The organism is Pseudomonas sp. Sample_11 (genome assembly GCF_004307505.1).
Classification (GTDB): domain Bacteria; phylum Pseudomonadota; class Gammaproteobacteria; order Pseudomonadales; family Pseudomonadaceae; genus Aquipseudomonas; species Aquipseudomonas atacamensis.
The window spans coordinates 1-24,671 of the sequence record NZ_RCOD01000033.1 but is presented as its reverse complement, the minus strand read 5'-3'; the positions used below and the strand labels follow the sequence as shown (position 1 = coordinate 24,671).

Sequence of the window (24,671 nt, the reverse complement as noted above, 5' to 3'; positions counted from 1 at the left end):
CGGCGTCCTTGTAGCTCAGGGAGGGTTGCTTGCTCATGATCCAGGCCTTTAGGGGAGGGGATTCAGGGGGTAACGACCGAGTTCAGCGGGAACATCGAACTCGATGGGCGATCGCCTCACGCGAGTTTCGAGGGGCCCGGCTGTTGCCGGTCTGCGAAGGCGCGCGATTTTATCAGGCTTGAGGGGCAGCGGCCATCCTCGCACCGACGGGCAGGGCCATATCGGCGGAAATTTTTTGCAATCGCAGGGTATGACTGCCTGTATAAGGTGTGGCGATTAACCGTCTATCGTTAGGGCTGTGCAAAAACTTACCGCCACCGTGTGAATGTTTTGCAAGAGGTGGGGGTCACAGCCTTGCTCAACCGGTTCACGCGGCGTGTTCCAGCCGCTCCTGTCGACGGGAATTTTCCATGCGTTTTTGTAAATTGTTATTTGTAGGCTGCCTGACGCTGGTCAGCCTGGCGAGCCATGCCGAAAACCTCAAAGGTCTGTATCAGGTGCGTCAGCCAGTCAACGGCCAGGCGCCGCAAGAGCGCGATCGCGCCACGCAGGCGGCGCTCGATACCCTGGTGCTGCGCCTGACCGGCGACCCGAAAGCCGCGCAGAACCCGGGGCTGGCGCCGATTCGCAAGGATCCGCAGCAGATCATCAGCCAGTTCGGTTTCGACGCCGGGCCACCGGAAGTGCTGAAAGTCGACTTCGATCCGGCAACCACCGAGCAGGCCTTGCGCCGGGCCGGGTTGCCGGTGTGGGGCGCCAGTCGACCGTCGATCCTCGGCTGGTGGCTGAACGATTCAACTGAAGGTGCGAGCCTGGTCGGTGACGGTCAGGCCGCAGCCGCAACGTTGCGCACGGCCGCACAACATCGCGGTTTGCCACTGCGCTTGCCGCTGGCTGATCTCAGTGAGCAACTGGTCGCCACCGCACCGGCGCTGGAAAGCGCTGATCCCGCGCCTCTGCGCAGTGCTTCGGAACGCTACAACGCTGACGCCTTGCTGGCGGTGCACGCGCGCGAAGAGGGCGGGCAGTGGCAGGCAAAATGGCGCTTGTGGCTCGGTGATCAGAAAGAGGCCGGCAGCGTACAGGGCGCCGATCAGGCAGCTGTCGCCGATGCGGTGATGCTGGCGGTGGCCGAGCGTCTGGCGCCGCGATTTGTCGCCAAGCCCGGCGCATCGGGTCAGCAGACCCTGGAAGTGCAGGGCATGAATCTGGAGCACTATGCGGCGCTGCTGCGGTTACTCGAACCGTTCGGCGTGCGTCTGCAAAGCGTGCAGGGTGATCGCATCGTCTACCGGGTCAATGGCAGCGTCGATCAATTGCGCGCGCAATTGTCGCTGGCGAAGTTGCAGGAACTGCCGGCCGAAGCGCCGGTTCCGGTGGCGCCTGCCCAGCCAGCGGCGGATGGTACGCCTGCGGTCGCAGCGCCAACCCCGGCAGCGGCGGCACCGTCGTTGCGGTTTCGCTGGTAAGTCTTTCCTTATATAGAAGCATCAGGAGTGGTAAATGGCCGATACGCGGCGTTGGTTCTGGCTCGGTGGGGTAGTCCTGCTTTGCGCGTTTGTATGGTTGCTGCACCCGATCCTCACGCCGTTTCTGGTCGCGTTGTTGCTGGCTTATCTGTTCGACCCGTTGGTGGATCGTCTGGAGCGGCTCGGGCTGTCGCGAACCTGGGGCGTGATCGCCGTGTTTGCCTTGTTCACCTTGATCGTCACGGCGTTGATGCTGGTGCTGGTACCGATGCTCGCCAAGCAGTTGCTGCGTTTGTACGAGCTGGCGCCGCAGATGCTCGACTGGTTGCAGCACACCGCTGTGCCGTGGGCGCAAGCGAAACTGGGGCTGTCGGACGGCTTCTGGAAGTTCGATAAAGTCAAAGCTGCGATCAGCGAGCACATGGGCCAGACCACCGACATCGTCGGTGTGGTGCTGAGTCAGGCGACGGCGTCGAGCCTGGCGCTGATCGGCTGGTTGGCAAACCTGGTGCTGATTCCGGTGGTGAGCTTCTACCTGCTGCGCGACTGGGACGTGATGATGGGCAAGATCCGCAGCCTGTTGCCCCGTGATCGCGAAGAGCGCGTGGTTGCGCTGGCGGGCGAGTGCCACGAAGTGCTCGGCGCGTTTGTGCGCGGGCAGTTGCTGGTGATGGTTGCGTTGGGGGTGATCTACGCGGCAGGCCTGATGATCGTCGGTCTGGAACTGGGGCTGTTGATCGGCCTGATTGCCGGGCTCGCGGCGATAGTGCCGTACATGGGTTTTGTCATCGGCATTGGCGCGGCGCTGATCGCCGGATTGTTCCAGTTCGGTGGCGATCTGTACCCGATGGTCGGGATCGTCGCAGTGTTCATGGTCGGTCAGGCACTGGAAGGCATGGTGCTGACGCCGCTGCTGGTCGGGGATCGGATCGGCTTGCACCCGGTGGCGGTGATCTTCGCGATCCTCGCTGGCGGCGAGCTGTTCGGTTTCACCGGCGTTCTGCTGGCGTTGCCAGTGGCGGCGGTGATCATGGTGCTGGTGCGTCATGTCCACGACTTGTATAAGGATTCCGGGATCTACAGCGGCGTTGACGAACCTGAGCTGTGATGGCGCGGGCGGCCCGGCGCTTGGCCGGGCTGCCCCGTTTCGTTCGAGCGAGGGCGCCAGAGAATCTGCCATCAAACCGCTGCGTCAACGCAAACCTTTGATTTTGCTTGGGGTCTGTCGCATTGTGCGCTCAGCCTCACGGGTATAAACTTCGCCAACTTTACACAGAGGCCACTAACGGTTCCTTTGAGAACTGTTCAGTCAGCATGAAACCGATTCAGCTGCCCCTAGGTGTGCGTCTGCGTGACGACGCCACCTTCATCAACTACTACCCAGGCGCCAATGCCGCTGCACTCGGCTATGTCGAGCGTCTCTGCGAAGCCGACGCCGGGTGGACGGAGAGCTTGATCTACCTGTGGGGCAAGCACGGCGTCGGGCGCACGCATCTGTTGCAGGCCGCGTGCCTGCGCTTCGAGCAGATGGGCGAACCGGCGGTGTATCTGCCGCTGGCCGAGTTGATGGATCGCGGCGTGGAAATCCTCGATAACCTCGAGCAGTACGAACTGGTCTGCCTGGATGACTTGCAGGTGATTGCCGGCAAGGCCGACTGGGAAGAGGCAATGTTCCATCTGTTCAATCGTCTGCGTGACAGCGGCCGGCGCCTGCTGATCGCCGCGTCCACTTCACCGCGCGAATTGCCTGTGAAGCTGGCCGATCTGAAATCCCGTCTGACCCTGGCGCTGATCTTCCAGATGCGCCCGCTCTCCGATGAAGACAAATTGCGTGCGTTGCAATTGCGCGCATCCCGTCGCGGTCTGCACCTGACCGATGAAGTCGGGCACTTCATTCTCACTCGCGGCACGCGGAGCATGAGCGCGCTGTTCGATCTCCTCGAACAGCTTGATCAGGCGTCCCTGCAAGCGCAACGCAAGCTGACCATTCCCTTCCTCAAGGAAACTCTGGGCTGGTAGTAGTGGGCTTTTGCCAGCTTTCAGGCGCCAGAAAACCCGCGTCCCTGCCCCGATCCACCGGCCAGACGAGTTACGCGCTTAGATGTAAACGCGAAACCGGGAAGTCACATAAAGTTCGATTGAATTTGCAAATGAGGACGATAGCGGGCATAGTCTCGGCTTCTTTACAACTATCAGCCACGGTCGTGCCCATGCTAAAGCGCTTCGCACCCCTCGTGCCTCTCGCACTCGTTACCCTGTTATTCGGTTGTGCTGCTCATTCTCCGGTTCAAGAGCCGCCGCAACAGGTCAAGAATTCTGCTACTGCCCAGTCTTCCGTTATTTACCAGGAAGAGCTGGACACCGAAAAAGAACTCAACCAGTTCAACGGCAGCAAGCCTTATCAGCTTCCTGTACTGGCTGACAGCATCCTCGAACGCGGCATGTCCCTGATCGGTACCCGTTACCGTTTCGGCGGTACCTCTGAAGCCGGCTTCGATTGCAGCGGTTTCATCGGTTACCTGTTCCGCGAAGAGGCGGGCATGAACCTGCCGCGCTCCACTCGCGAGATGATCAACGTTGATGCGCCGCTGGTTTCGCGCAGCAACCTTGAGCCGGGTGATCTGCTGTTCTTCGCCACCAATGGTCGTCGCGGTCGTGTCAGTCACGCCGGGATCTACCTGGGTGACAACCAGTTCATTCACTCCAGCAGTCGTCGCAGCGGCGGTGTTCGCATCGACAGCCTGGGTGACAGCTACTGGAGCAAGACTTTCATCGAAGCCAAGCGTGCACTCGCCATGGCGCCGACCGTGGTCACCGCTCGCAAGTAACCTGCGTGTCGCTGCGTTCGCGGCGACAAAGCGGCACGGCAACGGAGTAGACCTAAACTTTACAAGGTGAAGTTAAAGTCTTACTTGAAGTTTGCCGCGTAGCCGCTAGAATCCTGAATCTATATTGATGGCAAACCGCCTGCGTGATGACGCAGGCGGTTTTGTTTCTGTCCATTCGGCAGAGAAAGCCGCAGCCAGATCAGGATGTTCTGCTTATGACGATGTCGGCCCGCCTCACCTTGATCCTTTGCGCCGCGCTGCTCAGCGCCTGCGCCAGCCGTACACCGCCGCCAGCCCCCGTGGTTCGCGCGCCGATCGTGTTCGCTCCCTCCCAGGCTTTTTCCCCCGTTGCTGAAGACGTGCTGTTCCGCGCCCTCGGCCTGGTCGGCACGCCGTATCGCTGGGGCGGCAACACGCCAGATTCCGGTTTCGATTGCAGTGGTCTGATCGGTTTCGTCTACCGCGACGCGGCGGGAATTTCGCTGCCACGCTCGACCCGCGAAATGATTGTCATGCAGGCGCCGAATGTCGGCAAGGAAGGCTTGCAGACCGGCGACCTGATTTTCTTCGCCACCAATGGCGGCTCGCAGGTCAGTCATGCGGGGATTTACGTCGGTGAGGGGCGCTTCGTGCACGCACCGGCCACGGGCGGCACGGTCAAGCTCGATAGCCTGTCGAAGGCCTATTGGCAGAAGGCGTATCTGAGCGCCAAGCGAGTGTTGCAGCCGGGGCAGTTGGCGCATAACCCGTAGTAAAAATCGCATACATTCTAATGTGGGAGCGAGCCTGCTCGCGAAAGCGGTGTATCAGCCAATTCAATGGAGGTTGACACTACGCATTCGCGAGCAGGCTCGCTCCCACAGTTGTTTCAAGTCACATTCAACATCACTTCGTGGCCGACACGCGCCACACCTTGTTCCCGACATCATCCGCCACCAGCAAGCCACCTTGCTGATCGATCACCACGCCAACTGGGCGGCCCAGCGCGTTCTCATCCTTGTCGAGGAAACCGGTCAGCACATCCACCGGTTGCCCGGTCGGTTTGCCGCCAGTGAACGGCACGAAAATCACCTTGTAGCCGCTGTGCGGTTTGCGGTTCCACGAGCCGTGCTGGCCAATGAACGCGCCTTCCTTGAATTGCGCCGGCAGGCTGTTGCCCTCGGCGAAGGTCAGGCCCAGCGAAGCGGTGTGCGGACCGACCGCGTAATCCGGAGCGATTGCCTTGGCCACCAGATCCGGATTCTGCGGTTTGACCCGCACATCGACGTGCTGGCCGTAGTAGCTGAACGGCCAGCCATAGAAGCCGCCGTCCTTGACCGAGGTGATGTAGTCCGGCACCAGATCGCTGCCGATTTCGTCACGCTCGTTGACCGCTGTCCACAATGCGCCGCTGGTAGGTTCCCAGGCGAGGCCGTTGGGGTTGCGAATGCCCGAAGCGAAGATCCGATGATTGCCGGTCGCGCGATCGACTTCCCAGATCGCCGCGCGGCCTTCTTCCTGATCCAGACCGTTTTCGCCGACGTTACTGTTCGAGCCGACGGTGACGTAGAGCTTGTTGCCGTCCTTGCTGGCGATGACGTTTTTGGTCCAGTGGTGATTCAGCGTGCCGCCGGGCAAGTCGACGACTTTGATCGGTTGGGTCTTGATCTCGGTGGCGCCCGGCTCGTAGTTGAAGCGCAGCAGGCGGTCGGTGTCGGCTACGTACAAATCGTTGCCAACCAGCGTCATGCCAAACGGCGAGTTGAGGTTCTGCAGGAACACCGTGCGGGTTTCCGCGACGCCATCGTGGTCGGCATCACGCAGCAGGGTGATGCGGTTCGGACTGGGCACGCCGGCGCCGGCCTTGCCCATGACTTTCTTCATCACCCAGCCACGAATGCCTTTGCTGTCATCGGGCTTGGGCGGCGCATTGGTTTCCGCCACCAGCACATCGCCGTTGGGCAGCACGTAGAGCCAGCGCGGGTGATCGAGGCCTTCGGCAAACGCGGCGACCTGGGTGCCGGCCACCGCGGTCGGTTTCGCACCTTCCGGCCAGCCCACCGCCGGGGCGATGTTGACTGTCGGGATCAGCGTCTTGTTCGGTTCGGGCAGTTTCGGTGACGGACCGGTGCCGTCGGAGACTTGCAGGCTGGAGGTTTCACCGCAGGCGGCGAGCCCGCCTGCGACGGCGATGATAAGAGCGAGTTGGGCCTTGCGCATTGCTGATCTTCCCTATGAATGCATTCCTAAACATAGAGGAGGGCGCAGGCCCGATGGTTCAACTGCTCAACCGCGGGCTTCCTTGAACAGCACGGCGATGCCCGGATGGTAGTTGCCCGCGTCGCTGTGCAATTTGCGATAGGCGTAGGGGAAATACCAGGCCACGGCGCAGGTGTGTTCCTTTTGCAGGTCGTCGACCATGTCCTGCAATTCTTCGGGGCTGGCGCTGTGCTGGGCTTTTTGCGGGGCGACGAAGAGGCAGCCGAGCTTGAGATCGCTGGCGTAGCTGATGCGCTTGGCATCGACGGTGATGTCGAGCAGGGCCTGGGTCAGGTTGAGGTTGTTGACCCGTGGCCAGCGTTGCGTGGCCTGAATGAATGCGCGGTCTTCGCTGCCGGCAATCAACAGATCGGCGCGGGCATTGCGTTCGCCTTCTTCGTTCTGTTTGCGCGTGGCGGTGTCGTTCAGCGTGACCATTTCAGCCATCCACGCCGCTGCCGAGAGCAGGCCGAGATTGGCTTTTTCGTCGTGCCAGTACGGCGTGTCGTTGTCGCCGCGAACGGTGTTGTAGCGATCGATACAGTCAAACCAGCGTTCCAGCACCGGGCGCAGAAATTCCAGGCGCGGGTTGCTGATGATCATGCCTTGCATCGTCGTCATCCTTATTGTTGTAGTGGGCTTTTCGGAAAAAGCATGGCTCTTTGATATCACTTGTCACAGTCTGGCACAAGATTGCCGCTGCACATTTGATCAGCGGCAGTTATTCGCGCGCAAAGCGCCTCTTCAATTGACGCTCCACCCCCAACCCTCTAACCTTCGCCGCTTGTTTCAGGTGCTCTGTGGCCCCGCGTCGACAGAGTGAAACAGGGAAGCCGGTGAGGGTGGTCTTCAAGCGAAGCCACGACGATCCCGGCGCTGCCCCCGCAACGGTAAATGAGTGAAAACTGCGCCTTGAGCCACTGCTTCGAAAGAAGCGGGAAGGCGCGCAGTCCGGCGAAACGCCGCTCATGAGCCCGGAGACCGGCCTGATCCATCTCAGCGGCATCACGGTGGGCGATGCCAGGCTTTTTGCCGTCTATTCTTGTGCCTGCCCGCCGTTATCCAGCCTCAACGGAGAGCTCCCCCCATGACTGATTCCCCCGAGCGTGACGAACGCCATCTGGCGCGCATGCAGCGCAAGAAGGCCGTGATCGACGAACGCATTGCCAACTCGCCCGACGAATGTGGCCTGGTGCTGGTGCTGACCGGCAACGGCAAAGGCAAAAGCAGCTCGGCATTCGGCATGCTCGCCCGTGCCATGGGCCACGGCATGCAGTGCGGCGTGGTGCAGTTCATCAAGGGCCGCAACAGCACCGGCGAAGAATTGTTTTTCCGCCGCTTCCCCGAGCAGGTGCGTTTCCACGTCATGGGCGAAGGTTTCACCTGGGAAACCCAGGATCGCCAACGTGACATCGCCGCGGCGACCGCCGCTTGGGAAGTCTCGCGCGAATTGTTGCGCGACCCTTCGATCGGTCTGGTGGTGCTCGACGAATTGAACATCGCCCTCAAGCACGGCTACCTCGATCTCGATCAGGTGCTCAGCGATTTGCAGGCGCGTCCGCCGATGCAGCACGTGGTGGTCACCGGTCGCGGCGCCAAGCCGGAAATGATCGAGATGGGCGACACGGTCACCGAGATGGGCATGCTCAAGCACGCCTTCCAGGCCGGGATCAAAGCGCAGAAAGGCGTCGAACTTTGAAGCAACCACGTCACTGCCCGGCGGTGTTGATCGCCGCGCCGGCCTCCGGTCAGGGCAAGACCACCGTCACCGCTGCACTCGCCCGTTTGCATCGCAATCAGGGGCGTAAGGTGCGCGTATTCAAATGCGGTCCGGATTTTCTCGACCCGATGATCCTCGAGCGCGCCAGCGGTGCGCCGGTGTATCAACTGGACATGTGGATGGTCGGCGAGCAGGAAAGTCGCCGGCTGTTGTGGGAAGCCGCCGCCGAAGCCGACCTGATTCTGATCGAGGGCGTAATGGGCCTGTTCGACGGCACGCCATCCAGCGCTGATCTGGCGCGCCACTTCGGTGTGCCGGTGCTCGGCGTGATCGACGGCACCGCCATGGCGCAGACCTTTGGCGCCTTGGCGCTGGGCCTGGCGAAGTATCAGCCGGACTTGCCGTTCGCTGGCGTGCTGGCCAACCGCGTCGGCACCTTGCGCCATGCGCAATTGCTCGAAGGCAGCCTCACCGAAGGTTTGCGCTGGTACGGTGCGCTGTCCCGCGAGACCGGCATCGAATTGCCGAGCCGCCACCTCGGTCTGGTCCAGGCCAGCGAATTGAATGATCTGGATCTGCGTCTCGACGCGGCTGCCGATGCGCTGGCCAGCAGTTGCCAAGTTGCGCTGCCCCCCGCCGTTGAATTCGCCGCGCCTGACCTCATCGCCGCCGAGCCCTTATTGAAAGGTGTGCGCATCGCCGTCGCCCGCGATGAAGCCTTTGCCTTCACCTATGGCGCCAGTCTCGATCTGCTGCGGGCGATGGGCGCCGAGCTGCAGTTTTTCTCGCCGATCCGCGACACGCAATTGCCCGAGGCGGACAGCCTGTATTTGCCGGGCGGTTATCCGGAACTGCACCACGTCGCGCTGGCGCAAAACACCACGATGCTTGCAGCAATCCGCGCGCACCACGCGGCGGGCAAGCCGTTGCTCGCCGAGTGTGGCGGCATGCTTTATCTGCTGGATTCGCTGACCGACGTGGAAGGCACCCGTGCTGAGCTGGTCGGTTTGCTCAAGGGCGAGGCGGTGATGCAGAAGCGTCTGGCGGCGCTGGCGTTGCAGGCGGTTGAGCTGCCGGAAGGTTCCTTGCGGGGGCATACGTATCACCATTCGCTGACCACCACCGAGCTGACGCCGATTGCCCGTGGGCTGAGTCCCAATGGCGGGCGCGGCGCTGAGGCGGTTTATCGCGAGGGGCGGATGACGGCGTCGTACGTGCACTTTTATTTCCCATCGAATCCGACTGCGATTGCGGCATTGTTTGCGCCAGACCGTGAAGCCGCCTTCGCGAGCAAGCTCGCTCCCACAGTGAATGGTGAGCTTCCTGAAGAAATGCGATCTCCTGTGGGAGCTGGCTTGCCAGCGATGGGGCCATGACCGACAACACCTTCTCCGAAGCCGAACGCGCAGCGGTCTACAAGGCCATCGCCGAACGCCGCGACATGCGCCACTTCACCGGTGGCAGCGTCGAGCCGCAGTTGCTGCGTCGTCTGCTCGAGGCCGCTCATCAAGCGCCGAGCGTCGGCCTGATGCAGCCTTGGCGCTTCATCCGCATCAGCGATCGTGCTCTGCGCGGGCAGATCCGCGATCTGGTGGAAGAAGAGCGCATCCGCACCGCCGAAGCCCTTGGCGAGCGCAGCGATGAGTTCATGCAGCTCAAGGTCGAAGGCATCAACGACTGCGCTGAGGTGCTGGTCGCGGCGCTGATGGACGATCGCGAAAAACACATTTTCGGTCGGCGCACGTTGCCGGAAATGGACATGGCCTCGTTGTCCTGCGCGATCCAGAATCTGTGGCTGGCCTCCCGCGCTGAAGGCCTGGGCATGGGCTGGGTCTCGCTGTTCGAACCGCAAGCCTTGGCGGATTTGCTCAAGTTGCCGGTCGGTGCCAAGCCGCTGGCGGTGTTGTGTCTGGGCCCGGTCAGGGAATTCTATCCGGCGCCGATGCTGGTACTTGAAGGCTGGGCGCAGGCGCGGCCGCTGAACGAGCTGCTGTACGAAAATTATTGGGGAGTGAGTCAATGAGTGTGGCGTTGCTGAGTGTCGCCGCGGTAGCGCTGGATGCGCTGCTCGGTGAACCGAAACGCTGGCATCCGCTGGTGGCGTTCGGCAATTTTGCCGGGCGCATTGAGCAGCGCTTCAACGCCGGCGGTCGTGGCTGGCGCAGCCATGGCGTGACCGCGTGGGTTATCGCGGTACTGCCGCTGACCTTGCTCGCCACAGCATTTTCCTGGGCGCCCTATGTCGGCTGGATTGTCGAGATTCTCGCGTTGTATTGCGCACTCGGCATGCGCAGCCTCGGCGAACATGTCGCACCGGTTGCGGCGGCGTTGCGCGCCGATGATCTGGACGAGGCGCGCAAGCGTGTCGGTTATCTGGTCAGCCGCCAGACCGATGAACTCGACGGCACTGCGGTTGCCCGCGCCGCGACTGAGTCGGTGCTGGAGAACGGCAGCGATGCGGTGTTCGCTGCGCTGTTCTGGTTTGTCGTCGCCGGCGCGCCGGGCGTGGTCCTGTATCGCCTGAGCAATACCCTCGATGCGATGTGGGGTTATCGCAACGAACGCTTCGAACGTTTCGGCTGGGCGGCGGCGAAAATCGACGACGTGTTGAACTACATTCCTGCGCGTCTGGTGGCATTGACCTACGCGCTACTGGGCAAAACCCGCCTCGCGCTCAAATGCTGGCGCACCCAGGCGCCGCAGTGGGACAGCCCCAACGCCGGCCCGGTGATGGCGGCCGGTGCCGGTGCGCTGGGTGTCGAGTTGGGTGGCCCGGCGATCTATCACGGCGAACTGCATGAGCGCCCACAATTGGGCGAAGGTGCGCCGGCGGATGCCGATTCCATTGACCGTGGCTGGCAATTGGTCCAGCGCGGCGTATGGTTATGGCTGCTGATGCTTTGCCTGGGGGCGGAATTTTATGCTTGAGCACGGTGGCCGGTTGCGCAAGGCTGCACTCGATTACGGGATTGCCGAGGCCGACTGGCTCGACCTGTCCAGCGGCCTTGCGCCATGGCCGTTCCCGATCCCGGAGATCCCGCTGCGCGCCTGGGCGCGCTTGCCGGAAACCGACGACGGTCTGGAACAGGCCGCCTGCGATTATTACGGCGCCGCGCAGGTGCTACCGGTCGCCGGCTCGCAAATGGCCATCCAGCTGCTGCCGCGTCTGCGCCGGGCCGGCAAGGTCGGCGTGTTGTCGCCGTGCTATGCCGAGCATGCCGAAGCGTGGCGGCGCAGCGGTTACATCGTCCGTGAAGTGCTCGAGCAGGAAGTCGAATTCTTTCTCGACAGTCTTGATGTGCTGGTGGTGGTCAATCCGAACAATCCGACCGGCCTCAGCCTGACCCCGGCGCGCCTGCTCGACTGGCATGCGCGGCTGGCGCAACGCGGCGGCTGGCTGGTGGTCGACGAAGCGTTCATGGACAACACGCCGCAACTGAGCCTGGCGCCCTATGCGCATCAGGTCGGGCTGGTGGTGTTGCGTTCGTTCGGCAAGTTTTTCGGTCTGGCCGGGGTGCGCCTCGGCTTTGTGCTTGCTGAGCGCAAGTTGCTCAAACTGCTCGCCGAACAGGTCGGGCCGTGGGCGGTGAGCGGGCCGACGCGGGTGCTCGGTACGGCGTGCCTGCAAGACACCGAGGGTCACACCCGTCAGCGGATTCGCAGCGATGAAGCGAGCGAACGGCTGGCGGCGCTGCTGACCCGTTGCGGTTTTGCACCGCAGGGTGGCTGCGCGCTGTTTCAGTGGCTGATCACCGAGCACGCCGAAGCGCTGCACGAATTCCTCGCCCGGCGCGGCATCCTCCTGCGCCTGTTCAGCCACAACAGCAGCGTGCGTTTCGGCCTGCCAGCGGATGCCGCGCAAGAGCTGCGTCTCGAAAAGGCTTTGCAAGCTTTCACCAAGGACCATCCATGACCACTCTGATGGTGCAAGGCACCACGTCCGATGCTGGCAAAAGCACTCTGGTGACGGCGTTGTGCCGCTGGGCCACCCGCCAGGGCGTGGCGGTGGTGCCGTTCAAGCCGCAGAACATGGCGCTCAACAGCGCAGTCACCGCTGACGGCGGCGAGATCGGCCGCGCGCAGGCAGTGCAGGCGCAAGCGGCCGGTCTTGAACCGCACACCGATATGAATCCGGTATTGCTCAAGCCCAACAGCGACACCGGCGCGCAGGTGATCATTCATGGCCGCGCGGTGACGACGATGAACGCCGTCGCCTATCACGATTACAAGGCCATCGCGATGCAAGCGGTGCTCGCCTCGCACGAGCGACTCAGCGCTGCGTATCCGCTGGTAATGGTCGAAGGCGCCGGTTCGCCGGCGGAGATCAATCTGCGCGCCGGTGACATTGCCAACATGGGCTTTGCCGAGGCGGTGGATTGCCCGGTTTTGCTGATCGCCGACATCAATCGCGGCGGCGTGTTTGCGCATTTGGTCGGCACGCTGGAATTGCTCTCGCCGAGCGAACAGGCGCGGGTCAAAGGCTTCATCATCAACCGCTTTCGCGGCGATATCGCCTTGTTGCAACCGGGCCTCGACTGGCTGGAGCAGCGCACTGGCAAACCGGTGGTCGGCGTCTTGCCCTACGTGATGGACCTGCACCTTGAGGCCGAGGACGGCATCGACCAACGCCAGATCGACAAGGCCGAACAGGTCTTGAAAGTAGTGGTGCCGGTGCTGCCGCGCATCAGCAATCACACCGACTTCGACCCGCTGCGTCTGCATCCGCAGGTGGATCTGCAATTTGTTGGCCCGGGCCAGGCGATTCCTGCCGCCGACCTGATTATCCTGCCGGGCTCGAAAAGCGTGCGCAGTGATCTGTCTTATCTGCGCGCCAATGGTTGGGACGCGGTGATCAATCGGCATCTGCGCTACGGCGGCAAGTTGCTGGGGATTTGCGGCGGTCTGCAGATGCTCGGTGAACAGGTGCACGATCCGCTTGGGCTGGAAGGCGCTGCCGGCTCCAGCGCCGGTCTGGGGCTGCTGGCGTTCGAAACGCAGCTCGAAGCCGACAAGCAATTGCGCAACGTGCGCGGGCGGCTGGCGTTGGAAAGCGCCGCAGTCAGCGGTTACGAAATACATGCTGGCGTAACCAGCGGGCCGGCGCTGGAGAATCCGGCGGTGCATTTGGACGACGGTCGTTGCGATGGTGCGCAAAGTGCCGATGGTCAGGTGTTTGGCACCTATCTGCACGGCTTGTTCGAATCCCCCGAGGCGGGCGCGGCGTTGTTGCGCTGGGCGGGCTTGAGTGATGTGCAAGAGGTTGATTACCACGGCTTGCGCGAGCGTGATATCGAGCGGTTGGCGGATCTGGTGGAGAAGCATCTCGACACCGGGCTGTTGCGTCAGCTCTGCGGGATTTGAGTTGTCCGGGCTCGCGATAGCGCCGGTCGCCTCAATACATAATTTTCAGGATGTCCTCATGCTCCAATTGATCCTCGGCGGCGCCCGCTCCGGCAAGAGTCGTCTGGCGGAAAAACTCGCTAGCGACAGCCATCTGGCGGTCACCTACATCGCCACCAGCCAACCGCTGGACGGCGAAATGAATCAACGCGTCGCCCATCACCGCGCACGCCGCCCGGCTGAATGGGCGTTGATCGAAGAGCCGCTGGAACTGGCCCGCGTGCTGCGCGAATCCGCTGGCGCCGAGCGCTGCCTGCTGGTCGATTGCCTGACGCTGTGGCTGACCAATCTGCTGATGCTCGACGACGCCGAACGTCTCGCCGCCGAGCGTGAAGCCTTGCTCGATTGCCTGGCGTCGTTGCCGGGCGAAATCATTTTTGTCAGCAACGAGACCGGAATGGGTGTCGTGCCGCTGGGCGAATTGACCCGCCGCTATGTCGATGAAGCCGGTTGGCTGCATCAAGCTCTGGCCGAGCGCTGTCAGCGAGTTGTCCTGACCGTCGCCGGCCTGCCCCTGACTTTGAAAGGACCTGCGTTATGAGCCCGACCTGGTGGCTGAACCCGTGCAAAACCGTGAACCCGGACATCATCGCGCAAGCGACCGAGCGCCAGCAGCAACTGACCAAACCGGCCGGTTCGTTGGGGCGCCTTGAATCGGTGGCCGTGCAACTGGCCGGTCTGCAAGGTCAGCTCAAGCCAACGCTGGAGCAAGTCTGGATCGCGATTTTCGCTGGCGACCATGGCGTGGTAGCCGAAGGCGTATCGGCTTATCCGCAGGAAGTTACCGGGCAGATGCTGCTCAACTTTGTCAGCGGCGGCGCGGCGATCAGCGTGCTGGCGCGTCAGCTCGGTGCGCAACTGGAAGTGCTCGATCTGGGCACGGTGAACCCGGCGCTGAATCTGCCCGGCGTGCGCCATCTGAACATTGGCGCGGGAACGGCGAACTTCGCTCAGAGCGCAGCGATGACTCGGGCGCAGGGCGAATCGGCCTTGCAGGCGGGTCGCGACAGCGTCTTGCGCGCGAAAGCCGCCGGCACCCAGTTGTTCATCGGCGGCGAGATGGGCATCGGCAATACCACGGCGGCCAGTGCGCTGGCCTGTGCCTTGCTCGATTGCCCGGTGGCGCACCTGACCGGTCCCGGCACCGGGCTGAATGCCGCTGGCGTCAGCCACAAGGCGCAAGTCATCGAACGCGCTCTGGCGCTGCATGCCGCACAGCGTGGCGATGCCTTGCAGACACTGTTCAATCTCGGCGGCTTCGAGATTGCCGCGTTGGTTGGTGCCTATCTGGCGTGCGCGCAGGAAGGCATTGCGGTGCTGGTCGACGGCTTCATCTGCACGGTCGCGGCACTGGTCGCGGTGCGCTTGAATACGGCGTGTCGCGAGTGGCTGTTGTTCGGCCATCGCGGTGCCGAGCCGGGCCATCGTCATGTGCTGGAAACCTTGAGCGCCGAGCCGCTGCTGGAGCTCGGCCTGCGCTTGGGCGAGGGTAGTGGCGCGGCGTTGGCAGTGCCGTTGTTGCGCCTGGCCTGTGACCTGCACGGGCAAATGGCGACGTTCGCCGAAGCAGCCGTGGCGGATCGCCCGGCATGAGCCTGCGCCTGGATCTGCTGCGCCACGGCGAAACGGAGCTCGGCGGCGGCTTGCGCGGCAGCCTCGACGATGCGCTGACTGAAAACGGCTGGACGCAGATGCGTGCAGCGGTGGTCGACGGCGGGCCGTGGGATCGTATCGTCAGTTCGCCATTGCAGCGCTGCGCGCGCTTCGCTGCTGAACTCGGCGAGCAACTGAACCTGTCCGTGCATCTGGACAAGGATCTGCAGGAACTGCATTTCGGCGCGTGGGAAGGGCAGAGCGCGGCGGCGTTGATGGAAACGGATGCCGAAGCGCTGGGGCTGTTCTGGGCTGATCCCTATGGCTTCACGCCACCGCAGGGGGAGCCGGTCAGCGCGTTTTCCGCGCGGGTGTTGGCGGCGGTCGCGCGATTGCACGCGGCTTACGCCGGCGAACGGATTCTGCTGGTCAGCCACGGCGGCGTGATGCGTTTGTTGCTGGCGCAGGCACGAGAGCTGCCACGTGAACAGTTGCTCAATGTCGAGGTCGGCCACGGCGCGCTGTTTGCGCTAACGGTCGCTGCGGACGGCGCGCTCAAGGAAGGTCACTGAGATGTTGCCGCTGTGGATCGCCTTGCAGTTTCTCAGCAGCCTGCCGATTCGCCTCCCGGGCATGCCCGAGCCGCAACAGCTCGGCCGTTCGCTGCTGTTTTATCCGCTGGTGGGATTGCTGTTCGGGCTGATCCTCTTCGCGTTGAATCTGTTGTTGGCCGGCGCGCCGATGTTACTGCATGCGGCGCTGTTGCTGACCGTGTGGGTATTGCTCAGCGGCGCGCTGCACCTCGATGGCCTGGCCGACAGCGCCGATGCCTGGCTCGGCGGTTTTGGTGATCGTGAACGTACGCTGACGATCATGAAAGATCCGCGCAGCGGGCCGATCGCGGTGGTCACGCTGGTGCTGGTGTTGTTGCTGAAATTCGCCGCGCTGCTGGCGCTGATCGAGCAAGGGCATACCTTGGCGCTGATCATCGTCCCGGTGCTCGGGCGAGCGGCGCTGTTGGGGTTGTTTCTGACTACGCCGTATGTGCGTGCGGGTGGCTTGGGTCAGGCACTGGCCGATCATCTGCCGCGTAGAGCGGGGTGGTGGGTGCTGGGGTTGAGTGCGCTGGGCTGCGTGTTCATCGCGGGTATTGGCGCGGTGCTGATTTCGCTGGTCGGGTTTGTCTGGCTGCGGCGTTTGATGATGCGGCGGTTGGGCGGGACTACCGGGGACACGGCGGGGGCGCTGCTGGAATTGCTGGAGATGGGGGTGTTGGTCGGCCTCGCTCTGGTCTGAAGGATTTGCGTTGATGATGCCGGCCCCTTCGCGAGCAGGCTCGCTCCCACCTTCGAAATGCAATCCCCTCTGGGAGCGAGCCTGCTCGCGAAGGCGGCCTCACCGGCAGCAATGATGTTCAGAGTAAACTCATCTGTAACTTGATTTAACACACTCGCGGGTATATACACGCATCATGCTTCCTTCTCAGTGTTTGTGCACTAACCTGCGTCGCGCCGCGCGTGGCGTCAGCAGGCATTACGACGGCGCTCTCGACGGCTTCGGGATCAACGTTGCCCAGTATTCTCTGCTGTGCAATCTGCAGCGGCTGGAGCAACCGAGCATTTCCGAACTGGCAGAGGCCATGGGCCTGGATCGCAGCACTTTGGGGCGCAATTTGCGTGTGCTGGAGGGCGAAGGTCTGGTGGCGCTGGTCGAAGGCGAGGACATGCGCAACCGTATCGTGCGCCTCACCGAAACCGGCGTGCAGCGCCTGGCAGCGGCATTGCCGGCGTGGGAAGCGGCGCAACAGCGGCTGATCGACCGCCTCGGTGCCGAGAAGCGCGAAACCTTGCTCAAACTGCTCGACGAACTGGCCTGACGCCGGTTTTTTCGCGCTCAAGCGGGTATATACCCGCGACTGGAGAATAACAATGACATCGATGTGGCGTACGTGCGGTTGGGTGTTGCTGGGGAGTGCGCTGATCCTGGCGTTGTCATTGGGCGTGCGCCACGGGTTCGGTCTGTTCCTGTCGCCGATGAGCGCGCAGTTCGGCTGGGGCCGCGAAGTGTTTGCCTTCGCCATTGCCCTGCAAAACCTGATCTGGGGCCTGGCGCAGCCATTCACCGGCGCCCTGGCCGACCGCTTCGGCGCGGCGAAAGTGGTGCTGGTCGGTGGGATCCTCTACGCGGCCGGCCTGGTGTGCATGGGCCTGTCTGATTCGGCAGTGACTCTGTCACTGAGTGCCGGCCTGCTGATCGGTATCGGTCTTTCGGGCACTTCGTTTTCGGTCATTCTTGGTGTTGTGGGTCGCGCTGTGCCGCCAGAGAAACGCAGCATGGGCATGGGTATCGCCAGCGCCGCCGGTTCGTTCGGCCAGTTTGCGATGTTACCGGGCACGCTGGGCCTGATCGGCTGGCTCGGCTGGTCGGCCGCATTGCTGGTGCTAGGCCTGTTGGTGGCGATGATTGTGCCGCTGGTGAGCATGCTCAAGGACAAACCGCTGCCGGTGCTTGGCCATGAACAGACTCTTTCCGAAGCGCTGCGTGAGGCCTGCTCGCACTCTGGTTTCTGGCTGCTGGCGTTCGGCTTTTTTGTCTGCGGTTTTCAGGTGGTGTTCATCGGTGTGCACTTGCCAGCGTATCTGGTCGATCAGCATCTGCCCGCCAGTGTCGGCACTACGGTGCTGGCGTTGATCGGACTGTTCAATATTTTCGGCACTTACACCGCCGGCTGGCTTGGTGGCCGCATGTCCAAACCGCGTCTGTTGACTGCGCTGTATCTGTTGCGCGCAGTGGTGATCGTGCTGTTCCTGTGGTTGCCGGTGACGACCACCACGGCGTATCTGTTCGGCATGGCCATGGGCTTCCTGTGGCTGTCGACGGTGCCGTTGACCAACGGTACGGTGGCGACCTTGTTCGGCGTGCGCAATTTGTCCATGCTCGGCGGCATCGTCTTCCTGTTCCATCAGCTCGGCTCATTCCTTGGCGGCTGGCTGGGCGGGGTGGTGTACGACCGTACCGGGAGTTATGACTTGATCTGGCAAGTGGCGGTTCTCTTGAGTCTGCTGGCGGCGGCGCTGAACTGGCCGGTGCGCGAGCGTCCGGTGGCCCGCCTGCAAGCCGCTGCGAGCGCAGCATGAACCGGATATGCACGCGGGTCGTTGTTGTCGCACTGGCGGCAGCGCTGTTGGCGCTGGTGTGGTGGGGCTGGCAACGCGGCGGTCTGGCGCTGATGCAGTTGGGCATGGGCATTTGCTAGATGGCAGCGTGGCGAGTAACGTCGAAGCCTGATGACTGCCCAAGGAAATTCGACATGTTGATGCGCTGGTGTGCTGTTCCCGCGTTGCTGATGGCGTTGACTGGCCTGGCCCAGGCCGCCGATTGTCCTGAGCTGCTGCAAGGCTCGCTGCCCAAGCTGCGCGCCAAGGAATCCATCGATCTGTGCAAGCAGTACGCCGACAAGCCGCTGGTGGTAGTCAATACCGCCAGCTTCTGCGGTTTCGCCCCGCAGTTCGAAGGCCTCGAGGCGCTGAACAAGCGCTACAAAGCGCAAGGGCTGGAGATGCTTGGCGTGCCGTCGAATGACTTCAAGCAGGAGTCCAAAGACAGCGCGGAAACCGCCAAGGTCTGCTACGCCAACTATGGCGTGACCTTCAACATGACCGAGCCGCAGAAGGTTCGCGGCGACGACGCCACGCATCTGTTCCAGGTGCTGGCCGCGCAGAGCAATGCGCCGAAGTGGAATTTCTACAAGTACGTGGTCGACCGGCAGGGCAAGGTGGTGGCGAGTTTTTCCAGTTTGACCAAACCGGATGACCCCGAGTTTATCGCCGCGATCGAAAAGGCCATTGCCTCCAAACCGCTGAAGCCCTGAAGCCTTGTGATGATCCTGTAGGAGCTGACGAGTGCAACGAGGCTGCGATCTTTTGAACTCGAATTCAAGATCAAAAGATCGCAGCCTCGTTGCACTCGTCAGCTCCTACGGGTTGTACAAATTTTCAGACATGAAAAAGCCCCGCCTCTGCGAAGAGAGCGGGGCTTTTTCGTGGGCGAGGGGTTAGCCTCGCCACGGTGCATCAGAAGCGGTAAGTCGCGCCGACACCGAAGCCGTTTGCCGAGTTTTCATACTTGGCATCGTAAGTCTGGCCACGCGCGTTTTCGTTGCGGATGTTGACCGACTCTTCTTTGAGGTACGAGTACGCGACGTCGATGGTCAGGTCGTCCGTCGGGCTCCAGCCGGCACCGATACTGAAGATGGTGCGGTCGCCAGTCGGGATACGCGGCGAGCGGTCTTCGTTATTGGTTGGCGACTGGTCGAAGGTCAGACCGGTACGCAGTACCCATTCCTTGTTCAACTGGTACGAGGTACCCACGGCATAGGCCCAGGAGTCATGCCAGTTCTGGTCTTCGTTGATCGAACCGAACTGACCGGCCAGCAGAGGCTGCACGCCGGAGTTCTTCACGGTGATCTTGTCCAGCTGGCTCCAGCGGGTCCAGGTGGTACCGGCGTAGACATTCCAGCGATCGTTGATTGCCTGGGTGACCGACAGGTCCACGGATTCCGGCGTGGTGATCTTCAGCGAAGCGTCGTACTTCTGGTTGGCGCCAACGCCCACCAGCGCCAGAGCGTTGTAGTTGACCTTGGTGTCGCCTTCGAGCTTGTAGTCGACCTTGGAGTGATAGGTCAGGCCGACACGGGTGGTGTCGGTGGCCTGCACCAGCAAGCCGACGTTGTAACCCAGCGCGGTATCGTCACCCTTGATCTTGACCTTGCCGTCCGGCAGTGCCTGGGTGATCGACAGGTTGGATTCCAGCGAGCCGTCGATGCGGTTGATGGTCGGGCCGAAACCGATCGACACCTTGTCGTTGAAGGCGTAGCTGACGGTTGGCTGGAAAGTGATGACTTGCACTTCGGACTTGCTGCCGAAGTAACGACCGGCGAAGCCGTTTTCGTAATCCGTGATCAGACCGAACGGTACGTACACACCGAGACCGAATGCCCAGTGGTCATCGATCGGTTTTACATAGAAGCCCATAGGTACAGCGGTGAAGGGCACCATGTCGCCTTTGTTGCTGCCGCCGTTAGGGCTGGAGCTGGCGTTGCTGATATCGGTGTGTGCATCGACAACGGCGACACCACCGGTGACTTGTTCGCGCTTGATGCGCGCCATGCCGGCCGGGTTGCCGTAAACAGTGCTTGCGTCGTCGGCAGAAGAAGATCGCCCGGCAAAACCAGTCCCCATCCCACTGATGCTTTGTTCGTTGAGGGCAAAACCTGCCGCGAAGATTTGTGTAGAGGCAAGGGTAACGGCGAGGCTAAGGGTGGTTTTGAGCATGACTTTTTTCATTATTAGAACTCCTGGTGATCACCGGGGCGAAAATTACCAACATTTTCGTCCCAGCGCTATAGCCTGTATGCCTTGAGTTAGAGCGGTTTTGTAGGACAATCCGACCAAAATGGCGACCTGATGTGAGAACTTGTGAAACCGCCCGGTCAGCAAGCGACCTGATTCAGCGGTGAAACACAGGTTTGCCAGGCATAGGTGAAGTCGCGCAAACGGCCTTGCGGTTGAAAGGTCTGGCGCCAGATACGCGCCATGCCGAGCAGGTCGGTCGGAGCGGGGAGGGTGGGGTTTTGTTCTTCTACCAGCAGCCAGGCGATGGCCGTGGCGTAACGCAGGTTGACGGTCAGTTCCAGATGCGGACCGCTGAGGAATGCATGCTGACTGGCAAGGCCGCGCACCAGGCTGGCGCGCTCCGGATCGAGTGCCAGATAATCATCCCAGAGGGCCTGATGCCGATGCTCGGCAATCCGGTAGAGGCCATGGCCACGGCGGTCATGCAGGGCAGATCCGAGGGCGGACTGGCTGGCGGCGATACCCAGCAGCAGGGATTCGGCAGTTGCGCAGTGGCGTCCCAGATAAATCAGCGTGGGACGGATCACATAGCGGCACAGTTCGCTGGCAGCGATACCCATAACACCCTCGGTTCTTGTTGTTGAGGGCGAGTCCTGAAGGGGCCTTGGCAGCAGTGGATCGACTCAGGCTCGCCGCAAGCGGGTCAAGCCGCTTGAGTTGAAGTGTAGTGTCATATTCAGCGTGTAAAGGTCTGTTTTTAAAATATTTCCGCCATCGCATCCTGGGCGTTAGATCGGAACATGCTTAGAAGCGCAGCGCTAAAAGTGAAATATCAGGCAATAAAAAGCCCCGCTTTTCAGCAGGGCTTTGCTTTTGCAGCCTGTCCGGCTTTCAGGCAACCAGTGCCTGACGGGTACGCTCGATCACGGCCTGCAGCGGTTCGGCGCTGGAGTATTGATCGGGGTACAAACGCTCGCTGTGACGAGCGATACCGTGTTCATTGACCACGGTGAAGCTGAAGCAGCCTTTGCGAGCGGCCATGATCAGGCAGTTCATTGGAGCAAAAGCGTTGGTTAGGGTGCGAATGGCATCCTGAGTCTGGATTTGAGTAGACATAGTTATTAGGTGTTCCTACAAATGACACGGATAAGAACCGTGCAACGTTAAAACGTTCCAGTAACGTTGATCACCATTGATCGAACGAAGAACCCGACTGGAACAAAGCAGCCAGTTTGAAGCGCTGATAAATGTGCGCGCTTGGGCTGGCAGGTAGGTACTTAGGAGGACAGGCATCACAGCGAGGGCAAAGGTTCTGGGCCCGGGGTGAAGATCCTGATCAATTTGCAGGTTGGTTCGGTCAGAGTAAGTGTTCTTCGCAACGCCCTTTGTTTTCGTTCAAAGGCAGCGTCGTCGCAAGATTTACCTGGAAACCATCGAGGGGTCGTTCCCGCTTTTTTCGGCAGTGTCTTCCTGTTGGAAGTTGACCGTGGGGAGATGTTCGACCGGAATTGACTTTCAGCTTGGTACTAACGCCGCGGATAATAACGGATCCGTTCGGGCGAAGCAAACCCCATGACCCAAAAAAGGATCACAGGGAGAGGTCGTGTCGCACCGTCCGTCGGCGTGCTGGCTTTTCGCAGAGCCTTTGGGTCGCTCGCAGCTGCGCAAAATGACCCGAAAAAGCGCACGCATATAACCGGCTCACAGGTACTTGTGCACATTAGTTGCGCAGAGCGTAACGCAACTGTCACATCGATCCTGACTCCAGTCGCTGCCTGTATCAAAAGTTTAAGTCAATGAAAAATATCGTCTTTTTTTGTTGGTGAAAAAATCGTCAGTTTGACTGCGAGCCCCATTCCATAAGGCTTTGCGGGGATCGTAGAGCGGTTGTCCACTGACTTATCCACAGCTTCTGTGGATTGTCCCTAGCGCTTGCTCTAGCACGGGCGTGCCGGGTTTTTTTCGACTTTACCTGTAAGAAAAAGAGAGTAAAGTGGCGCGCCTTCCGATCTGTCCCGCAGTGCTTTATGAAGTTTCGCTCAGTATCAGACTCTGTTACCTCCAATCCGACCTCTGTTACCGCTCCCAAGCGTTTTTCCGTGCGTGTTGCCGAATGGCTGCTCGATGCGCCGCGCCTGAGCGACAGTCCCAGCGCCAAGCACCTGGCCGGCCGTCTGCTCAAGCAACCGGCCCGAGAAGGCGTGGTCGCCGCACAAAGCCGCCTCGGCCAATTGATTTGCCGGGAGTGCGGCAATGCCCGTGACCGGCGTATCGGTCAGGAGCTGCTGCGTCAGGCCGCCCGTGCCGGTGACCGTCGCGCGCAGCAGGAACTCGGTCTGATCGAAGACTGAGCTGTCCAAGCCCTGACACCTTGGTTAACCTTCAGGCTTTATCCGATTGGCAGGAGTCGCTATGGCTATGGACTTGACCAGCGTATTGCTCGGTCTTGCGGCGGCAGGGTTGCCGCTGCTGGCGCTGGCCTGGCAACTGCAACGCCGGGCCAGCAATGCCCAGGCCGATCTGGCCTTGCTCGAAGAGCGCCTGGCCATGGCGCAACTGGCCCAGGACGGCCTCACCGCGCAGCTTGAAGCGAGCCGTGATGAAATCGCCGATCTCGGCCAGGCCAACGCCGCCAAACAGGCAGACCTCGCCGCCCTGCGCCGCGAAGTCGAATTGCTGCAGATCGAGCGCGACGACGCCCGCGACGCCTCCCACGCCTGGAACCTCGAACGCGCCAACAAGGACGCCGAGTTACGCCGCCTCGACGCCCACGCTGCCTCGCTGAGCGCCGAACTGCGAGAGCAACAGGAAAGCCATCAACAACGTCTCAACGACCTGCAAGGCTCACGCGATGAACTGCGCGCGCAATTCGCCGAGCTGGCCGGCAAGATCTTCGATGAGCGTGAGCAGCGCTTTGCCGAAACCAGCCAGCAGCGGCTCGGGCAGTTGCTTGATCCGTTGAAAGAGCGCATCCAGTCCTTTGAAAAACGCGTTGAAGAAAGCTATCAGGCCGAAGCCCGCGAGCGCTTCTCGCTGGCCAAGGAGCTGGAGCGTTTGCAGGCGTTGAACCTGCGCCTGAGCGACGAAGCGACCAATCTGACTCGCGCGCTCAAGGGCCAGAAAACCCAAGGCAATTGGGGCGAATTGATCCTCGAGCGCGTTCTTGAGCACGCGGGTCTGGAGAAGGGCCGCGAGTATCAGACTCAGGTCAATCTCAAAGGCCCGGACGGCGAGCGCTTCCAGCCCGATGTGATCATTTATCTGCCCGGCGACAAGCAAGTCGTGGTCGACTCGAAAGTCAGCCTCACCGCGTATCAACAATATGTTGCGGCTGATGACGACACGTTGGGGCAGATCGCGATCAAGCAGCACGTGTTGTCGCTGCGCAATCATGTCAAAGGTCTGGCCGGCAAGGATTACAAGCGTCTGGAAGGCTTGCACAGCCTCGATTTCGTTTTGCTGTTCGTACCGATCGAAGCGGCATTTTCTGCGGCATTGCAGGCTGAGCCGTCGCTGTTCCAGGACGCTTTCGACCGCAATATCGTGATCGTCAGTCCGACTACGCTGCTGGCCACGTTGCGGGTGATCGACAGTTTGTGGAAGCAGGAACGGCAGAGCCAGAATGCCCGGGAAATCGCCGAGCGCGCGGGTTGGCTGTACGACAAGTTCGTGTTGTTTATTCAGGATCTGGACGAAGTGGGCAATCGTCTGCAGCAACTGGACAAGGCTTACAGCTCAGCGCGCAACAAGCTGACAGAGGGGCGCGGTAATCTGGTCAGCCGCAGTGAGCAGTTGAAGTTACTCGGTGCGCGGGCGAGCAAGAGCTTGCCGGCGGATTTGCTCGAGCGGGCGATGACGGATGTTGATGGGTTGGTTGAGTTGCCTGAGTAGGCGTCGTTTTTTGGGCTGATTTTGGGGGCATATCCGTTGCTGCGGTGATGGCGGCTGGCGGTTTCGCCCTTACGGCGAGTCACCTTTTTCAAACGCCGGAGTGCCGGCCCAGCAAAAAGGTAACCCAAAAGGCTTGCTCCTACGTTCGGCCCTCGCAGGCTCGGGTTCCTTCGCTGCG

At 61.5% G+C, this 24,671-nt stretch carries 26 protein-coding genes and 1 riboswitch; of the genes, 21 read left to right on the top strand and 5 right to left on the bottom strand.

Annotated features, from left to right (window positions below):
* Window positions 1-410: 410 nt before the first annotated feature.
* The 5 genes from D8U60_RS08580 (at window position 411) to D8U60_RS08560 (ending at window position 5,049) form a co-directional block, all read left to right on the top strand.
* A complete protein-coding gene (locus D8U60_RS08580; RefSeq protein ID WP_122880929.1) occupies window positions 411-1,469 on the top strand; it encodes a DUF2066 domain-containing protein in 1,059 nt (352 codons plus the stop codon).
* Window positions 1,470-1,503: 34 nt separating this feature from the next.
* Complete coding sequence (locus D8U60_RS08575; protein WP_095180755.1) at window positions 1,504-2,577, top strand: AI-2E family transporter; 1,074 nt, start codon at window positions 1,504-1,506, stop codon at window positions 2,575-2,577.
* 206 nt (window positions 2,578-2,783) lie between these two features.
* Window positions 2,784-3,488, top strand: a complete 705-nt coding sequence (hda, locus tag D8U60_RS08570) for a DnaA regulatory inactivator Hda (RefSeq protein ID WP_007919828.1) — start codon at window positions 2,784-2,786, stop codon at window positions 3,486-3,488.
* A 191-nt stretch (window positions 3,489-3,679) separates the two neighbouring features.
* Complete coding sequence (locus D8U60_RS08565; protein ID WP_016773699.1) at window positions 3,680-4,297, top strand: NlpC/P60 family protein; 618 nt, start codon at window positions 3,680-3,682, stop codon at window positions 4,295-4,297.
* A gap of 215 nt (window positions 4,298-4,512) precedes the next feature.
* Window positions 4,513-5,049, top strand: a complete 537-nt coding sequence (locus D8U60_RS08560; RefSeq protein ID WP_041479547.1) for a C40 family peptidase — start codon at window positions 4,513-4,515, stop codon at window positions 5,047-5,049.
* A 133-nt stretch (window positions 5,050-5,182) separates the two neighbouring features.
* Here the strand turns inward: D8U60_RS08560 and D8U60_RS08555 are convergent, their stop codons facing one another.
* Both D8U60_RS08555 and D8U60_RS08550 read right to left on the bottom strand, forming a co-directional pair.
* Complete coding sequence (locus D8U60_RS08555; RefSeq protein WP_130899921.1) at window positions 5,183-6,496, bottom strand: sorbosone dehydrogenase family protein; 1,314 nt, start codon at window positions 6,494-6,496, stop codon at window positions 5,183-5,185.
* Window positions 6,497-6,562: 66 nt separating this feature from the next.
* Window positions 6,563-7,147, bottom strand: coding sequence for a hypothetical protein (locus D8U60_RS08550; RefSeq protein WP_122880931.1), 585 nt, complete (start codon window positions 7,145-7,147; stop codon window positions 6,563-6,565).
* Between the two features lie 162 nt (window positions 7,148-7,309).
* Window positions 7,310-7,540: riboswitch (cobalamin riboswitch) on the top strand.
* Between the two features lie 82 nt (window positions 7,541-7,622).
* On the opposite strand from D8U60_RS08550, the gene cobO reads away from it, so the two are divergent.
* The 14 genes from cobO to D8U60_RS08485 all read left to right on the top strand — a co-directional run bounded on the left by cobO (window position 7,623) and on the right by D8U60_RS08485 (window position 19,119).
* A complete protein-coding gene (gene cobO / locus D8U60_RS08545) occupies window positions 7,623-8,234 on the top strand; it encodes a cob(I)yrinic acid a,c-diamide adenosyltransferase (protein ID WP_016773703.1) in 612 nt (203 codons plus the stop codon).
* Window positions 8,231-9,631, top strand: a complete 1,401-nt coding sequence (locus tag D8U60_RS08540) for a cobyrinate a,c-diamide synthase (RefSeq protein WP_130899920.1) — start codon at window positions 8,231-8,233, stop codon at window positions 9,629-9,631. Before cobO ends, D8U60_RS08540 begins: the two co-directional genes overlap by 4 nt.
* The gene (gene bluB / locus D8U60_RS08535) at window positions 9,628-10,278 is read left to right on the top strand and encodes a 5,6-dimethylbenzimidazole synthase (protein WP_125926989.1); all 651 of its coding nucleotides are present in this window, start codon (window positions 9,628-9,630) and stop codon (window positions 10,276-10,278) included. The genes D8U60_RS08540 and bluB overlap by 4 nt, the downstream gene beginning before the upstream one ends.
* Window positions 10,275-11,183: an adenosylcobinamide-phosphate synthase CbiB gene (cbiB, locus tag D8U60_RS08530; protein ID WP_016773707.1), complete on the top strand. Its 909-nt coding sequence runs from the start codon at window positions 10,275-10,277 to the stop codon at window positions 11,181-11,183. Before bluB ends, cbiB begins: the two co-directional genes overlap by 4 nt.
* Window positions 11,176-12,168, top strand: a complete 993-nt coding sequence (gene cobD, locus D8U60_RS08525) for a threonine-phosphate decarboxylase CobD (RefSeq protein ID WP_130899919.1) — start codon at window positions 11,176-11,178, stop codon at window positions 12,166-12,168. The genes cbiB and cobD overlap by 8 nt, the downstream gene beginning before the upstream one ends.
* The gene (locus D8U60_RS08520; protein WP_130899918.1) at window positions 12,165-13,616 is read left to right on the top strand and encodes a cobyric acid synthase; all 1,452 of its coding nucleotides are present in this window, start codon (window positions 12,165-12,167) and stop codon (window positions 13,614-13,616) included. The genes cobD and D8U60_RS08520 overlap by 4 nt, the downstream gene beginning before the upstream one ends.
* Window positions 13,617-13,674: 58 nt before the next feature.
* Window positions 13,675-14,196: a bifunctional adenosylcobinamide kinase/adenosylcobinamide-phosphate guanylyltransferase gene (gene cobU / locus D8U60_RS08515; RefSeq protein WP_039763697.1), complete on the top strand. Its 522-nt coding sequence runs from the start codon at window positions 13,675-13,677 to the stop codon at window positions 14,194-14,196.
* On the top strand, window positions 14,193-15,248 hold the full coding sequence (gene cobT, locus D8U60_RS08510; protein ID WP_130899917.1) for a nicotinate-nucleotide--dimethylbenzimidazole phosphoribosyltransferase: 1,056 nt from the start codon (window positions 14,193-14,195) through the stop codon (window positions 15,246-15,248). Before cobU ends, cobT begins: the two co-directional genes overlap by 4 nt.
* Entirely contained in the window at window positions 15,245-15,820 is a 576-nt protein-coding gene (cobC, locus tag D8U60_RS08505) for an alpha-ribazole phosphatase family protein (protein ID WP_130899916.1), read from the top strand. The genes cobT and cobC overlap by 4 nt, the downstream gene beginning before the upstream one ends.
* A gap of 1 nt (window position 15,821) precedes the next feature.
* Complete coding sequence (locus tag D8U60_RS08500; RefSeq protein WP_130899915.1) at window positions 15,822-16,544, top strand: adenosylcobinamide-GDP ribazoletransferase; 723 nt, start codon at window positions 15,822-15,824, stop codon at window positions 16,542-16,544.
* A gap of 175 nt (window positions 16,545-16,719) precedes the next feature.
* Window positions 16,720-17,124 (top strand): MarR family transcriptional regulator, encoded by a 405-nt coding sequence (locus D8U60_RS08495; RefSeq protein ID WP_130899914.1) that lies wholly within the window; start codon window positions 16,720-16,722, stop codon window positions 17,122-17,124.
* Window positions 17,125-17,176: 52 nt separating this feature from the next.
* Window positions 17,177-18,385: an MFS transporter gene (locus tag D8U60_RS08490; RefSeq protein ID WP_056783951.1), complete on the top strand. Its 1,209-nt coding sequence runs from the start codon at window positions 17,177-17,179 to the stop codon at window positions 18,383-18,385.
* Complete coding sequence (locus D8U60_RS27985) at window positions 18,382-18,504, top strand: hypothetical protein (RefSeq protein ID WP_277751555.1); 123 nt, start codon at window positions 18,382-18,384, stop codon at window positions 18,502-18,504. Before D8U60_RS08490 ends, D8U60_RS27985 begins: the two co-directional genes overlap by 4 nt.
* A 54-nt stretch (window positions 18,505-18,558) precedes the next feature.
* Entirely contained in the window at window positions 18,559-19,119 is a 561-nt protein-coding gene (locus D8U60_RS08485; RefSeq protein WP_071171497.1) for a hypothetical protein, read from the top strand.
* A 202-nt stretch (window positions 19,120-19,321) separates the two neighbouring features.
* Here D8U60_RS08485 and D8U60_RS08480 read toward each other — a convergent pair whose 3' ends face one another.
* The 3 genes from D8U60_RS08480 to D8U60_RS08470 form a co-directional block, all read right to left on the bottom strand.
* Window positions 19,322-20,593 carry an outer membrane protein transport protein gene (locus D8U60_RS08480; protein ID WP_016773717.1) on the bottom strand — a complete coding sequence of 424 codons (1,272 nt, stop codon included), beginning with the start codon at window positions 20,591-20,593 and terminating at the stop codon, window positions 19,322-19,324.
* A 146-nt stretch (window positions 20,594-20,739) separates the two neighbouring features.
* Window positions 20,740-21,222 (bottom strand): hypothetical protein, encoded by a 483-nt coding sequence (locus D8U60_RS08475; RefSeq protein ID WP_024012180.1) that lies wholly within the window; start codon window positions 21,220-21,222, stop codon window positions 20,740-20,742.
* Between the two features lie 271 nt (window positions 21,223-21,493).
* Window positions 21,494-21,718, bottom strand: coding sequence for a hypothetical protein (locus D8U60_RS08470; protein WP_016773719.1), 225 nt, complete (start codon window positions 21,716-21,718; stop codon window positions 21,494-21,496).
* A gap of 911 nt (window positions 21,719-22,629) precedes the next feature.
* Here D8U60_RS08470 and D8U60_RS08460 point away from each other — a divergent pair.
* On the top strand, window positions 22,630-22,953 hold the full coding sequence (locus D8U60_RS08460; RefSeq protein ID WP_024012181.1) for a hypothetical protein: 324 nt from the start codon (window positions 22,630-22,632) through the stop codon (window positions 22,951-22,953).
* A gap of 175 nt (window positions 22,954-23,128) precedes the next feature.
* The gene (gene rmuC, locus D8U60_RS08455) at window positions 23,129-24,493 is read left to right on the top strand and encodes a DNA recombination protein RmuC (RefSeq protein ID WP_163012219.1); all 1,365 of its coding nucleotides are present in this window, start codon (window positions 23,129-23,131) and stop codon (window positions 24,491-24,493) included.
* The last annotated feature ends 178 nt before the right edge of the window (window positions 24,494-24,671 follow it).